12 protein-coding genes are annotated in these 13,947 nt (G+C 45.3%); 10 read left to right on the top strand and 2 right to left on the bottom strand.

Features of this window, described 5'->3' with window-relative positions:
• Positions 1-130: 130 nt before the first annotated feature.
• Entirely contained in the window at positions 131-1,045 is a 915-nt protein-coding gene (locus tag Xets_RS27540; RefSeq protein ID WP_099131027.1) for a LysR family transcriptional regulator, read from the top strand.
• Here the strand turns inward: Xets_RS27540 and Xets_RS27535 are convergent.
• Positions 1,028-1,957 carry a LysR family transcriptional regulator gene (locus Xets_RS27535; RefSeq protein ID WP_099131208.1) on the bottom strand — a complete coding sequence of 310 codons (930 nt, stop codon included), beginning with the start codon at positions 1,955-1,957 and terminating at the stop codon, positions 1,028-1,030. The genes Xets_RS27540 and Xets_RS27535 overlap by 18 nt on opposite strands.
• Before the next feature lie 132 nt (positions 1,958-2,089).
• Here Xets_RS27535 and lysA point away from each other — a divergent pair, with 132 nt between their 5' ends.
• On the top strand, positions 2,090-3,367 hold the full coding sequence (lysA, locus tag Xets_RS27530; RefSeq protein WP_099131028.1) for a diaminopimelate decarboxylase: 1,278 nt from the start codon (positions 2,090-2,092) through the stop codon (positions 3,365-3,367).
• A 70-nt stretch (positions 3,368-3,437) separates the two neighbouring features.
• On the opposite strand, the gene fadE is transcribed toward lysA, so the two are convergent.
• Entirely contained in the window at positions 3,438-5,885 is a 2,448-nt protein-coding gene (fadE, locus tag Xets_RS27525) for an acyl-CoA dehydrogenase FadE (protein ID WP_187651082.1), read from the bottom strand.
• A 253-nt stretch (positions 5,886-6,138) separates the two neighbouring features.
• On the opposite strand from fadE, the gene lpcA reads away from it, so the two are divergent.
• The 8 genes from lpcA (at position 6,139) to nqrF (ending at position 13,925) form a co-directional block, all read left to right on the top strand.
• Positions 6,139-6,720, top strand: coding sequence for a D-sedoheptulose 7-phosphate isomerase (gene lpcA / locus Xets_RS27520; protein WP_099131030.1), 582 nt, complete (start codon positions 6,139-6,141; stop codon positions 6,718-6,720).
• A 36-nt stretch (positions 6,721-6,756) separates the two neighbouring features.
• Positions 6,757-7,524 carry a class II glutamine amidotransferase gene (locus Xets_RS27515; RefSeq protein ID WP_099131031.1) on the top strand — a complete coding sequence of 256 codons (768 nt, stop codon included), beginning with the start codon at positions 6,757-6,759 and terminating at the stop codon, positions 7,522-7,524.
• Between the two features lie 559 nt (positions 7,525-8,083).
• Positions 8,084-9,427, top strand: coding sequence for a Na(+)-translocating NADH-quinone reductase subunit A (locus Xets_RS27510; protein WP_187651081.1), 1,344 nt, complete (start codon positions 8,084-8,086; stop codon positions 9,425-9,427).
• A 3-nt stretch (positions 9,428-9,430) separates the two neighbouring features.
• On the top strand, positions 9,431-10,669 hold the full coding sequence (locus Xets_RS27505; RefSeq protein WP_187651080.1) for an NADH:ubiquinone reductase (Na(+)-transporting) subunit B: 1,239 nt from the start codon (positions 9,431-9,433) through the stop codon (positions 10,667-10,669).
• Positions 10,662-11,456, top strand: coding sequence for a Na(+)-translocating NADH-quinone reductase subunit C (locus Xets_RS27500; protein ID WP_099131034.1), 795 nt, complete (start codon positions 10,662-10,664; stop codon positions 11,454-11,456). The genes Xets_RS27505 and Xets_RS27500 overlap by 8 nt, the downstream gene beginning before the upstream one ends.
• Positions 11,449-12,078 carry an NADH:ubiquinone reductase (Na(+)-transporting) subunit D gene (locus Xets_RS27495; protein ID WP_047769693.1) on the top strand — a complete coding sequence of 210 codons (630 nt, stop codon included), beginning with the start codon at positions 11,449-11,451 and terminating at the stop codon, positions 12,076-12,078. The genes Xets_RS27500 and Xets_RS27495 overlap by 8 nt, the downstream gene beginning before the upstream one ends.
• 8 nt (positions 12,079-12,086) lie before the next feature.
• Positions 12,087-12,683, top strand: coding sequence for an NADH:ubiquinone reductase (Na(+)-transporting) subunit E (nqrE, locus tag Xets_RS27490; protein WP_038235359.1), 597 nt, complete (start codon positions 12,087-12,089; stop codon positions 12,681-12,683).
• A gap of 15 nt (positions 12,684-12,698) precedes the next feature.
• On the top strand, positions 12,699-13,925 hold the full coding sequence (gene nqrF / locus Xets_RS27485) for an NADH:ubiquinone reductase (Na(+)-transporting) subunit F (protein ID WP_099131036.1): 1,227 nt from the start codon (positions 12,699-12,701) through the stop codon (positions 13,923-13,925).
• The last annotated feature ends 22 nt before the right edge of the window (positions 13,926-13,947 follow it).

The following is a 13,947-nucleotide window of genomic DNA, read 5'->3' as shown; positions in this document are numbered from 1 at the left end:
CTATAGCAAAAAGCTTGTGTGCTTGAATGGCATGTATGATAAGTTGCATATTCCGATTTAAAAACCCCATAACCAGCAACTATTTGTTGCATAAATCGAGCTAATTAGGGCGAAAAATAGGTTGGCCGAAATGGATAGGATCACCGCAGCACAAGTGTTTATTACGATTGTTGAACAGGGCAGCCTCATTGCAGCAGCAGAGCGATTGGATATGTCGAGGGCAATGGTATCGCGATATTTGGCTGAAATGGAAAAGTGGGCAGGAGTTCGCTTATTGCATCGTACGACACGTAAAATTAGCCTGACTTCGGCGGGTGAGAATGCTTATCAACGCAGCCTTAAGTTAATGGAATTAGCAGAAGGAATGCCTGTACAGCAATCTTTGGCAGCACAAACCCTAAGAGGATTGTTGCGAGTGAGTTGTTCCCAGTCGTTGGGCATTAGTGCGTTGGCAGTTGCCATTCCCGAATTTATGCGGATATATCCTCACATTGCCGTCAATTTGCAAATGGATAATAAGGTTGTCAATTTGATAGAAGAACGCATTGATTTGGCGATCCGTATTACCAATAATCTGGAGCCAAATCTGATCGCTCGCCCATTATCGACTTGCCATTCCATCGTTTGTGCTGCGCCGTCTTATTTAGTGGGGAAATCTATTCCCAACAATCCTATGGATTTAACATCACATAATTGCCTGACCTATAACTTTTTCGGCAAAAGTTTGTGGGTATTTGAAAAACAGCATGAGCACTATTCAGTCCCTGTCAGTGGTACGTTAAGTGCCAATGAATCGACTGTATTAATGGAAGCTGCTTTGCAGGGAGCTGGAATCGCAATGCAGCCTTACTATTCAGTTTCTTCTTATTTGATGTCAGGGCAGTTAGTTGAGCTGCTGCCTGATTACCAACCTCAGGCAATGGGGATCTATGGTATTTATACCAGCCGCCAGAATATGCCAGCGACTTTGCGGGCACTGTTGGATTTTCTGGTAGATTGGTTTGCTACATCACCTCATTGGCAGCAATTAATGTTGAAACGCTAATGTCAATTTTTCGGCAAGTAGAGCAGCCTGTTGTTTTAAATGGGTAATGAAAGCCTCTACGGGCTCTGAGGAGGGGCGATGTATGGGTTTGATTAAACTTACTGTGAATGGAATGTCGATACTGAATGGCCGAATGCAAATTTTTGCGCTGTTATCTAAATAATCCAATGCAGTTAGCGGATTTACGATGGATATGCCAATGCCTTCGTTAATCATGGCACAAATTGAGGCTGCGCTATGGGTTTCCATTACCATCTTGCGATTGATTTGATGCTCAGTAAAGATTGTATCAATCAGTTGCCTGTAACTGTCTGTGATCGAGAGGCTGATAAATTTTTGATTGTGAAAATCTGCTGGCGTCAGCTGTGATTTTTGACCGAGCGGATGATGAATGGGTAAGACACAAATTTCATTTAAGGTTATCAACGTTTCTCGTTCAGTACCTGCCGGAGTCTGTAAATGTTCGGTTAAGCCAATATCATGGCGCTGTGCTGAAAGCCATTCTTCCAATAGGGGAGACTCTTGTGGAATGATGGTCAGCCTGGCTTCAGGATAGCGTTCGATAAAACTGCAACAGGCTTTTGGCAGCAGAGATTGGGAGAACATTGGCAGGCAAGCGATGGATAACTGCGCCTGTTCAAATTGTCGGATACTGCCAGCCGCATTGATTATTCTTTCCAGCCCATAATAAGAGCGCTGCACCTCCTCAAATAACCGTAATCCTTGTGTGGTTGGAAACAGACGCCCTTTGATTCGATCAAACAATTTAAGTTTTAGTAATTGTTCAAGGCGTGCAAGTTCACGGCTGACCGTGGGCTGGGATGTTTTCAGTAGTAACGCTGCATCAGTCAGGTTCTTAGTGGTCATTACAGCATGGAAAATTTCAATGTGTCGCCATGAACAGGAGTGCATAGATTTATCTCGTTGAATAAAAAATACACATAACAATATCACAAATGAATAGACTATGGCTAAATGGATATTTTTCTTCCTGCCTCATTATTGTCAATAATGAAAAAATTGCTGATTTTGTGAGACGCTTCAATGACCATATCGACCTTTACTCATGACCCAGGGAAACATTTTATCCCTGATAATCTACTCCGTTTGCCAACTCAGTACGGAACACCATTGTGGCTTTATGATGGCGATAGCATCATCAAACAAATCAAAAAATTAAAACGGTTTGACATCATTCGGTTCGCACAGAAAGCGTGTTCCAATACCCATATTTTACGCTTGATAAGAGAACAGGGCGTGAAAGTTGATGCGGTGTCATTGGGTGAAATAGAGCGGGCGCTTTATGCAGGTTTTAAACCTGGTCGCGATAAGTCAGAGATTGTGTTCACGGCGGATGTGATTGATGAGGCAACATTGTCGCGTGTCATTGAGCTGGATATTCCAGTCAATGTTGGTTCTATTGATATGTTGGCACAAATTGGTGAACGTCAGTCTGGTCATCCGGTGTGGTTACGTATTAACCCCGGATTCGGGCATGGGCATAGCCAAAAGACGAATACTGGTGGCGAAAATAGCAAACATGGGATCTGGTTTCAGGATCTCCCTCTGGCAATTGCAAAAATTCATCAATATGATTTGCAGTTAGTGGGGCTGCATATGCACATTGGTTCAGGGGTGGATTATCAACATCTCTCCAATGTTTGCAATGCTATGGTGGAGCAGGTCATGCTGTGTGGGGAGGATATTCAAGCCATTTCCGCAGGTGGTGGTTTATCCATTCCCTATAAGGACGGTGAAGAGTCAGTCGATACCGAACATTATTACAGCTTGTGGCATGAGGCTCGTCAACGTATTGAGCAGCATCTGGGGCATCATGTTGAGCTGGAAATTGAACCTGGGCGTTTTCTGGTTGCTGAGTCAGGGATCTTAATGGCGGAAGTACGGGCCGTTAAGTCTATGGGTAATCGACATTATGTGCTGGTAGATGCAGGTTTCAATGACTTAATGCGTCCGGCAATGTATGGCAGTTATCACCGTATTTCTGTATTGCCGGTAAACGCGCCGCCGGAAACCACGTCGTTAGAAACTACATTGCTAGAAACCATCGTTGCGGGGCCGTTATGTGAATCTGGTGATGTGTTTACACAGTTAGAAGGTGGGGAAGTTGTGTCACATATGTTGCCTCGTGTTAGCGTCGGGGATTATCTGATTTTTCACGATATTGGCGCTTACGGTGCTTCTATGTCTTCAAATTATAATAGCCGTCCTTTGATCCCTGAAATTTTGTTTATTGAGGGAGAGGCGCGCTTGATCCGTCGCCGCCAGACAATCGAAGAGTTGTTATCACTAGAATCCATTTAAATAAAAACGGGGCACCGGTGCCCCGCTTCTTAGTCCTATATTTTGCATGAATCAAGCTTTCTGGTCAGCATCAGGCGGCTTTATTTTGACGCTGACTTTCAGGCTTTTTTGCTGGATTGGGTACAGCGAATGCATTTGGCTCAAATTCATCGACATTGATTGAACGCAATCGACTGTTTTCAGCTCGTTTCAGGATATCTGCTTCTTCTTGGCTGATTTTGTTCTCTGTCAGCGCCTGCTTAGCTAATTCATCCAAACGTGTGAAGCTTAGGTTTTTGCCTGCCTCGTGGCTTAAGCGAACATGGATTGGCTCTGCGGCGATGATATCAAGCAATGCTTCTTCCAGTAACCCGTGAGGGTTATGCTCACTTGGTGTCAAATATTGCCCACGTCCAATCCGGCTACGGGTTGCGGAAGGAGTCTGTAATATCTGAGCCAGTTTGTGATCCAATTTATCAGATGGTGCGGTATGTACTCGCCCCAATGGGAAGATAATCACTCGCATTAAACCTGCAACCAAACGGTTGGGGAAATTGCGCAGCAAATCGTTCATGGCCTGTTCAGCTTGTTTCAGGCTATCTTCTACTGCCCACTGGATCAATGGCAAATCTTCTTTCTGGCGTCCTTCATCTTCATAGCGTTTCAAGGCCGCAGAAGCCAGGAAGATTTGGCTCAGAATGTCCCCCAAACGAGCTGAAATGCGTTCACGGCGTTTCAGGCTGCCCCCCAATACGCCCATTGACACATCAGAGAGCAGGGCAAGGTTAGCGCTTAAACGGTTAATCTGTTGATAGTAACGGCGAGTAGCATCATTGACTGGCGAACGACTGGTTCTGCCTTTGGTAATACCAAGCCACAGGCTGCGCAGAGTGTTACTGGCAACATGGCCCAAGTGACCAAACAGAGCCTTGTCAAAGTGTTTCACATTGTTGCTTTCTGCTGCGGCGATTTCAGCCAATACATAAGGATGGCAGCGGATTGCACCCTGACCAAAGATGATCATGCTACGGGTCAGGATATTCGCACCTTCAACGGTAATAGCAATGGGAGCACCCTGATAACCGCGAGCAAGGAAGTTCGATGGCCCAAGACAGATGCCTTTGCCGCCAGCGATATCCATGGCGTCAATAAAAGAACGTTGACCTCTATGCGTACAATGGTATTTCACGATAGCAGACAGAACCGAAGGTTTTTCGCCCAACATGATACCGCTGGTGATCATGGTTGCGGCCGCATCCATCAAGTAAGCGTTACCTGCGATACGTGCCAGTGGCTCTTCGATACCTTCCATTTTACCGATAGGCAGCTTGAATTGACGGCGAATATAGGAATAAGCACCAATTGCCATAGCTGCACTTTTCAATCCCCCTGTTGCGTTGGATGGCAAAGTAATACCACGACCAACAGACAGACATTCAACCAGCATACGCCAGCCCTGACCTGCCATTTTCGGTCCACCAATGATGTAATCGATAGGAACGAAAATATCTTTACCACGGGTTGGACCATTCTGGAATGGGATATTCAGAGGGAAATGGCGGTGACCAATTTCTACGCCTGGTGTATTGGTTGGGATCAACGCACAGGTAATTCCCAGTGATTCAGTATCGCCCAGTAGATGATCCGGATCATACAGTTTAAATGCCAATCCCAGCACGGTAGCAATAGGGGCAAGGGTAATGTAACGTTTATTCCAATTCAGGCGCATACCAAGAACTTGTTTGCCTTGCCATTCCCCCATACAGACAACACCAGTATCAGGAATAGCTCCGGCATCTGAACCGGCTTCAGGGCTAGTCAACGCAAAGCAGGGAATTTCTTCACCACGGGCAAGTCCAGGCAAGTAATGTTTTTTCTGTTCATCTGTGCCGTAGTGTTGCAGCAATTCACCTGGCCCCAAGGAGTTAGGTACGCCAACAGTAATTGCCAGAATACCTGATACGCCGGCCAGTTTTTGCAATACCTGAGATTGAGCATAAGCGGAAAATTCCAGGCCACCATATTCTTTCTTGATGATCATGGCAAAGAAACGATGTTCTTTCAGGTAGGCCCAAAGCTCAGGTGGTAAGTCAGCCAATTCATGAGTGATTTGGAAATCATTTGCCATGCGGCAGGCTTCTTCTACCGCACCATCAATAAAAGCTTGTTCTTCAGCAGTTAACTGCGGCTTTGGATAGTTATGCAGTTTTTGCCAGTCAGGGTTACCACGGAATAGATCGCCTTCCCACCATGTAGTTCCTGCATCAATGGCTTCTTTCTCTGTGTTGGACATGCTTGGCATAACCTTGCGGAAGGCTTTTAGGCCCGGCGCAGAGAATAAGGAGATACGTACAGGTGTAAAGACAAGAGGGAATAGGACGATGACCAGTGGTAACAGCAACCAATAACTCCAAAGGCCAGTTATACTCATAACGAACGTATAGGCAACAAGCAGCAAGCTGCTGAGCGTTAAGCTGACTTTGTGGTAACAAAGCCCGCCAATCAAGACTAAAAATAAGATAATGCTGAAAGTGGTCATAGTAAAACTCCTGTAAATCTCAGGTTGAGTTGTCAGAGGTCTGACCTGTTGTGATGTCCTTCTTTTTTAGATGAGGAAAGTGTATTTATCAATATATTTACATCTTAATTACAATCTAGCTCACAAAGTCGAGTTAGTTTTGCAAACGATAATTCTTGCAAGATGTGATGATATCTTCTTTCAGATAGGGGAATCCGTTACACTTGCTGACTGACATTATTAATCCCGAAGACTTTTCAGGAGTATGAGTTCCATGTATCAAGAACTGATCCGCAGTGAATTATCCGAAGCCGCAGAGACGTTGGCTAACTTCCTCAATGATGATGCAAATATCGACGCTATTCAAAAAGCTGCGGTTTTGCTGGCTGATTCATTCAAGGCAGGAGGAAAAGTGCTTTCCTGTGGTAATGGTGGCTCGCATTGTGATGCCATGCATTTTGCGGAAGAATTGACAGGTCGCTACCGTGAAAATCGCCCAGGATATCCGGCTATTGCGATTTCTGATCCCAGCCACTTATCTTGTGTGAGCAATGACTTTGGTTATGACTATGTATTTTCCCGTTATGTTGAAGCCGTCGGTCAGAAAGGTGATGTACTGCTGGGCATTTCAACGTCAGGAAACTCTGGCAACATCATTAAAGCGGTTGAAGCAGCCCGTGCCAAAGGGATGAAAGTCATTACACTGACTGGCAAGGATGGCGGAAAAATGGCAGGAACGGCAGATGTTGAAATTCGAGTACCACATTTTGGTTATGCAGATCGTATCCAGGAGATCCACATCAAAGTCATTCATATCTTGATTCAATTGATTGAAAAAGAAATGGTAAAAGCCTGATTGCTTTTCGTCAGGAATCGGCGTTAGGGGTAGTCAATGTGTGAATTACTTGGCATGAGCGCCAACGTGCCAACAGATATCGTTTTCAGTTTGAGTGGACTCATTCAGCGTGGTGGGCATACCGGCCCACATAAAGACGGTTGGGGAGTTACCTTCTATGAGGGATTGGGATACCGGACATTTAAAGATCACCAATCCAGTTGTCATTCGCCTGTGGCGCGATTTGTACAAGGCTATCCAATCAAATCAGAAGTGATTGTCGCCCATATTCGTCAGGCAAACAGTGGTAATGTTTCCCTGGCAAATACCCATCCATTTACCCGTGAACTATGGGGAAGGTATTGGACTTATGCCCATAATGGTCAATTTAAGGGATATAGTAAGCTGAAAACGGGTAATTACCGGCCGGTTGGTGAGACAGACAGTGAATGGGCATTTTGCTGGATATTACATCAATTATCGTTGAAATATCCCAAGCGACCTTCTAATTGGCCTGCGGTATTTAAATTTATTGCTTCCCTGGCGGATCAACTGAGAAATAAAGGTGTTTTCAATATGCTGTTGTCAGACGGGCAGTTTGTCATGGCTTACTGTTCTACTCAATTGCATTGGATTACTCGTCGTGCCCCTTTCGGCAGGGCTAAATTACTTGATCAGGATGTTGAAATCGATTTCCAGCAGCACACCCAGCCAGGGGATGTCGTATCCGTGATTGCCACCCAACCTTTAACCGGAAATGAAGTCTGGCACCGTATTGAATCAGGTGACTATGTGCTATTTCATTTTGGAGAGAGAATAATTTGATTCGCTGTTCCAAAAGGGTAACGGGTTTTCTGGTTTTACATTAATAACATATTGCCCGTCTATGACGTTAACTGTGGCAGGAATGCTATTTTGGACAAAATACTCATAGGCGGGCTGTGATTGTTTCCAAAACAAGTCATTGTCGTTATTTTGGTGCCGCTTCCATTAAATTCCTGCCGGAATATCCTTTTGATTTATCGAACTCATTGGGAAGACTCAAATTAACGGCGCGATAATTAATTTTTGATTAAAAATCGCCCTGGCGTAGAGAAAAGTGATAGAAACATTCGTCTTTATCGAATGGTTGACGGTTTAGCAGAGAAATTATTTTTATTTGCTTGAACTGTGTCACTTGATTAATCAGACAGTCAGTGGGGGAGGTGTTAGAATTACTCCGGCGAAAATTAAGAGAAACTTTGTAACGATTATCGGAGTGAATAACTTGAGACATACTATTGCTCAAGGTTTTTTGTATTACTAGAGTCGCTGCATTACCTCACGGGAATACCGCAAGGTAGTCTGTAGTATATGATTTAACTGATAAACTTGTGCAAATCTTATGATTAAAATTAAAAAAGGACTCGACCTCCCGATAGCAGGAGCGCCTGCCCAAGTTATAGAAGATGGTCCGACAATTCGCCATGTTGCTTTACTGGGTGAAGAATATGTTGGAATGCGTCCTTCTATGCTGGTTAAGGAAGGTGAGCATGTCAAAAAAGGGCAAATTCTTTTTGAAGATAAGAAGAATCCAGGGGTTGTTTTCACTAGTCCTGCAAGCGGGAAAGTTGTCACCATTGGACGTGGAGAACGTCGTGTTTTGCAATCCGTTGTTATTGAAGTGAGTGGTGATGAGAAAGTCACATTCGATCGCTATGAGCGTGCTGAACTTGCTGGCCTGAGCCGTGAAAAAGTAGAGAAAAATCTGCTTGCGTCAGGATTGTGGACAGCGTTGCGTACACGTCCTTTCAGTCGTACCCCTGTCTCCGGTTCCACACCAAAGGCAATCTTCGTTACGGCAATGGACACCCAGCCACTGGCTGCTGATCCACTCGTCGTTATCGCAACTCAGGAAGAGGCTTTTGTTGATGGCCTGAATGTTCTGTCAATATTGACAGAGGGGAAAATCCACGTTTGTTACGGCGCTGGAAATATTCCAACAGTGGGAAATAACGCTCAAATCACCTACAACCAGTTTATTGGTCCACACCCAGCCGGTTTGGTGGGCACTCATATTCATTTCATTGAACCTGTTAGTGCCCAAAAAATGGTTTGGCATCTGGGTTATCAGGATGTTATTGCTATCGGTAAACTGTTTACTACGGGTGAGCTTTACACTGATCGTGTGGTGTCTCTGGCGGGACCACAGGTTAAATCGCCACGCTTGGTACGTACTCGGTTGGGGGCTGATTTGCTGGAATTGACGCAAAATCAGTTGCAAGAGGGTGAAAACCGTATTGTTTCTGGTTCCGTACTGTGTGGTGCAAAATCAGATGACGTTCGTCATTATCTTGGCCGCTTCCATACGTCAGTTTCTGTACTTGCTGAAGGCCGGGAAAAAGAGCTGTTTGGTTGGATTGCGCCAGGCGCTAATAAGTTCTCGATTACCCGCACCACAATCGGCCACTTCCTGAAAAAGAAACGTTTTGCTTTCTCAACCACGACAAACGGTGGGGAACGTTCTATGGTGCCAATTGGCAACTATGAGCGTGTCATGCCACTGGATATTATGGCAACTCACTTACTGCGTGACTTGCTTGCAGGTGATTCTGATAGCGCTCAGGCGCTGGGTTGTCTGGAGCTGGATGAAGAAGATTTGGCATTGTGTACCTATGTTTGCCCAGGCAAATATGAGTACGGTCCAGTACTGCGTGAAGTGCTGACGAAGATTGAGCTGGAAGGGTAATTCATGGGCCTGAAAAATTTATTTGAAAAAGTAGAGCACCACTTTGAGGCCGGTGGCAAACTGGAAAAGTATTATCCTCTCTATGAGGCAGTAAGCACCGTTTTCTATACGCCGGGCACAGTGACAAAAGGAAATGCCCATGTCCGTGATGCCATCGATCTCAAGCGCATGATGATCCTGGTGTGGCTGTCTGTTTTCCCTGCGATGTTTTGGGGCATGTATAACGTCGGGAATCAGGCAATACCAGCCCTGACTCATTTATATAATGGAGATGCCTTACAGCAGGTTTTGGCTTCTGATTGGCATTACATGCTTGCTCAGTATCTTGGTGCATCATTAACACCAGATGCAGGGTGGGGCAGTAAAATGCTGTTAGGAGCAAGCTACTTCCTGCCAATTTATGCGGTTGTATTTGTCGTGGGTGGCTTCTGGGAAGTTTTGTTTGCCATTATCCGCAAACATGAAATCAACGAAGGTTTCTTTGTTAGCTCCATTCTGTTCGCGTTGATTGTTCCACCAACACTGCCATTGTGGCAGGCGGCTTTGGGGATTACTTTCGGCGTGGTGATTGCGAAAGAGATCTTTGGTGGTACTGGTCGTAACTTCCTTAACCCGGCTTTGGCGGGTCGTGCTTTCCTGTTCTTTGCTTACCCCGCCCAGATTTCTGGTGATTTGGTTTGGACTGCGGCTGACGGTTTTTCTGGTGCAACGCCTTTGTCCCAATGGGCAACTGCGGGTAGCCACGGCTTGATAAATACCGTTACCGGTCAGCCAATCACTTGGATGGACGCTTTTATTGGTAACATTCCAGGTTCAATTGGTGAAGTATCCACTTTGATGATTTTTATCGGTGGGGCCATCATTCTGTTTTCCCGTATTGCTTCATGGCGCATCGTTGCTGGTGTGATGATCGGTATGATTGCAACGTCTTATCTGTTTAATGCGATTGGTTCTGGCACTAACCCAATGTTCGCTATGCCGTGGTACTGGCATATGGTTCTGGGAGGCTTCGCTTTTGGTATGATCTTTATGGCGACTGATCCTGTATCCGCAGCGTTTACGGATAAAGGGAAATGGGCATACGGTATCCTGATCGGTGCTACGTGCATTTTGATCAGGGTTGTAAACCCAGCGTATCCAGAAGGAATGATGTTGGCGATCTTATTCGCTAACCTGTTCGCGCCACTGTTCGATTATCTGGTCGTACAGGCCAATATTAAGCGGAGAAAAGCCCGTGGCTGATAATAAACCAAAAAATAATGATAGCATCGGCAGAACATTCCTCGTTGTTTTTGTGCTGTGTCTTGTATGTTCGATTGTGGTTGCTGGTTCAGCCGTGGGTTTGAAAGCGCAGCAGCAGGAACAGAAGCTGCTGGATAAGCAGCGTAATATTCTGGATGTGTCTGGTTTGCTAAAACCTGGTATGACAACTGAGGAAATTAAAGAAGTCTATAACAGCCGTATCCAGCCTGAATTGCTTGACTTGAAAACAGCGATGTTGAAAGAGAGTAATGGCAATTTTGACCTGAATAATGCCCTGCGCAGTGACGAAACCAGTATTGCTTTGTTACCTGAGCAAGATCTGGCGAAGATCCGCCGCCGTGCCAATATGGCGGAAATCTATCTGGTCAAAGATGAAAGCGGCAAAACGACTGAACTGGTTCTGCCAATATATGGCTCTGGCCTATGGTCAATGATGTATGCCTTTATTTCCATTGATATAGATGGTGTCACTTCTCACGGCATTACTTACTACTCTCATGGTGAAACCCCAGGTTTGGGGGGGGAAGTTGATAACCCACAATGGCGTAAGCAGTGGGTAGGTAAAAAACTCTATAACCCGCAAGGTGTTCCGGCACTTAAGATCGTCCGTGGCGGTGCAGGTGATAACCCTTACGGTGTAGATGGGCTGTCCGGAGCAACCCTGACTTCTAACGGTGTTCAGCATATGTTTGATTTCTGGCTGGGTGATAACGGTTTTGGCCCGTTCCTGAAAAAAGTACGTGAGGGAGCCTTGAAAGATGGCTGATAGTAAAGAGATAAAACGCGTCCTGCTAGGGCCGCTGTTTGATAATAACCCAATTGCATTGCAGGTTCTGGGGGTGTGTTCAGCGCTGGCTGTGACTACCAAATTGGAAACTGCGTTAGTCATGACCATTGCAGTTACCCTGGTCACAGCGTTTTCTAGCTTTTTCATTTCATTAATTCGTAACTACATCCCCGGCAGTGTGCGAATCATCGTACAGATGGCGATCATTGCGTCTCTGGTTATCGTCGTAGACCAGATCTTGCGGGCTTATGCCTACGAAATTTCCAAACAGCTATCGGTATTTGTGGGCCTTATCATTACAAACTGTATTGTCATGGGACGTGCTGAAGCTTATGCCATGAAAGCACCACCCGTTGAAAGTTTTATGGATGGTATCGGCAATGGTTTGGGCTATGGCGTCATCCTGTTGCTGGTTGGTTTCTTGCGTGAACTGTTTGGTTCAGGAAAATTGTTCGGTGTTACGGTGCTGGAATCTGTCAAGAATGGCGGTTGGTATCAACCCAATGGTTTGTTCCTGCTGGCACCGAGTGCATTCTTCATTATTGGTATGCTGATTTGGGGTTTACGGACTCTGAAACCTGCGCAGGTTGAGAAGGAGTAACAAACAAAATGGAGCATTATATTAGTTTGTTTGTCCGCGCAGTCTTTATCGAGAATATGGCGTTATCTTTCTTTCTCGGTATGTGTACGTTTTTGGCGGTATCAAAGAACGTTAAGACGGCTTTTGGCCTTGGTGTAGCTGTAACCGTTGTATTGGGCATTTCCGTTCCTGCCAATAACCTCGTCTACAATCTGGTACTCCGTGATGGAGCGCTGATGGATGGGGTGGATTTGAGCTTCCTGAATTTCATTACCTTTATCGGGGTCATTGCTGCACTGGTACAGATTCTGGAAATGATCTTAGACCGTTATGTTCCGGCACTTTACAACGCATTGGGAATTTTCCTGCCGTTGATTACGGTGAACTGTGCAATTTTCGGTGGTGTTTCATTTATGGCACAGCGTGACTATAACTTCAGTGAATCCATCGTATACGGTTTCGGTTCAGGTATGGGCTGGATGCTGGCAATTGTTCTGATGGCTGCTATCCGTGAAAAAATGAAATATGCGGATGTTCCGGCAGGTCTGAAAGGATTGGGGATCACCTTTGTCACCACCGGTTTGATGGCATTGGGCTTCATGTCCTTTTCCGGTGTGCAGCTCTAAAGGCGAGAAGAATTCATGGATATAATTATTCTAGGCGTAGTCATGTTTACCCTGATTGTGTTAGTACTAACGGCAATGATTTTGTTCGCAAAATCTAAGTTAGTGAACACCGGGGATATTAAAGTTGAAATCAATGGCGATGAGGATAAAAGTTTCTCTGCTCCCGCCGGTGATAAGTTGTTGGGTATGCTTTCCAATCAGGGGATTTTCGTCTCCTCTGCGTGCGGTGGCGGTGGTTCTTGTGGCCAGTGCCGGGTGAAAATTAAGGAAGGCGGTGGTGATATTCTGCCAACGGAACTTTCCCACATCAACAAGCGTGAAGCAAAAGAAGGCTGCCGATTGGCATGTCAGGTCAATGTTAAACAAGACCTGAAAATCGAACTGCCAGAGGAAATTTTTGGTGTTAAGAAATGGGAATGTGAAGTTATCTCCAACGATAACAAAGCCACTTTCATTAAAGAATTGAAGCTGAAAATTCCTGATGGGGAAGTGGTGCCATTCCGTGCCGGTGGTTACATTCAGATTGAATGTCCTCCCCATGTTGCCCGTTATGCTGATTATGATGTTCCACAAGAATATCGTGAAGATTGGGATAAATTTAATCTGTTCCGTTATGTCTCTGAAGTCAAAGAGCCGACGGTTCGTGCATATTCAATGGCGAACTATCCAGAAGAGCATGGCATTATCATGCTGAACGTGCGTATTGCAACGCCACCACCAAGAAACCCAGATGTTGCTCCGGGTATCATGTCTTCTTATATTTGGTCGCTGAAATCAGGTGATAAGGTAACGATTTCTGGTCCGTTTGGTGAATTCTTCGCGAAAGACACGGATGCAGAAATGATCTTCATCGGTGGGGGTGCAGGTATGGCACCAATGCGTTCTCACATCTTCGACCAGCTTAAACGTTTAAACTCCAAACGTAAGATTTCCTTCTGGTATGGTGCGCGTTCTAAGCGTGAAATGTTCTATACCGAAGATTTTGATCAGTTGGCAGCAGAAAATGAGAACTTCACATGGCATGTGGCACTGTCAGATGCTCTGCCGGAAGATAATTGGGATGGCTATACAGGCTTTATCCACAATGTCCTGTATGAAAACTACCTGAAAGATCATCCAGCACCTGAAGACTGTGAATTCTATATGTGTGGGCCTCCAGTCATGAACGCTGCGGTCATTAAGATGTTGAAAGATCTTGGCGTAGAAGATGAAAACATCATGTTGGATGATTTTGGCGGTTGATGGTATACCCAATAAATTTTGG

The sequence above is a fragment of the Xenorhabdus sp. TS4 genome, from assembly GCF_014467265.1.
In the GTDB taxonomy this organism is placed as follows: Bacteria; Pseudomonadota; Gammaproteobacteria; order Enterobacterales; family Enterobacteriaceae; genus Xenorhabdus; species Xenorhabdus ehlersii.
The sequence above is the reverse complement of the archived record's forward strand: the minus strand, read 5'-3'. Positions and strand labels throughout refer to the sequence as shown.

Excerpts from the sequence above, each read along its gene's own strand:
- Xets_RS27540 (WP_099131027.1), top strand. The coding sequence starts at position 131 with ATGGATAGGATCACCGCAGCACAAGTGTTTATTACGATTGTTGAACAG.
- nqrF (WP_099131036.1), top strand. The coding sequence starts at position 12,699 with ATGGATATAATTATTCTAGGCGTAGTCATGTTTACCCTGATTGTGTTA.
- Xets_RS27510 (WP_187651081.1), top strand. The coding sequence starts at position 8,084 with ATGATTAAAATTAAAAAAGGACTCGACCTCCCGATAGCAGGAGCGCCT.
- lysA (WP_099131028.1), top strand. The coding sequence starts at position 2,090 with ATGACCATATCGACCTTTACTCATGACCCAGGGAAACATTTTATCCCT.
- fadE (WP_187651082.1), bottom strand. The coding sequence starts at position 5,885 with ATGACCACTTTCAGCATTATCTTATTTTTAGTCTTGATTGGCGGGCTT.
- lpcA (WP_099131030.1), top strand. The coding sequence starts at position 6,139 with ATGTATCAAGAACTGATCCGCAGTGAATTATCCGAAGCCGCAGAGACG.
- Xets_RS27535 (WP_099131208.1), bottom strand. The coding sequence starts at position 1,957 with ATGCACTCCTGTTCATGGCGACACATTGAAATTTTCCATGCTGTAATG.
- Xets_RS27515 (WP_099131031.1), top strand. The coding sequence starts at position 6,757 with ATGTGTGAATTACTTGGCATGAGCGCCAACGTGCCAACAGATATCGTT.
- nqrE (WP_038235359.1), top strand. The coding sequence starts at position 12,087 with ATGGAGCATTATATTAGTTTGTTTGTCCGCGCAGTCTTTATCGAGAAT.
- Xets_RS27505 (WP_187651080.1), top strand. The coding sequence starts at position 9,431 with ATGGGCCTGAAAAATTTATTTGAAAAAGTAGAGCACCACTTTGAGGCC.
- Xets_RS27495 (WP_047769693.1), top strand. The coding sequence starts at position 11,449 with ATGGCTGATAGTAAAGAGATAAAACGCGTCCTGCTAGGGCCGCTGTTT.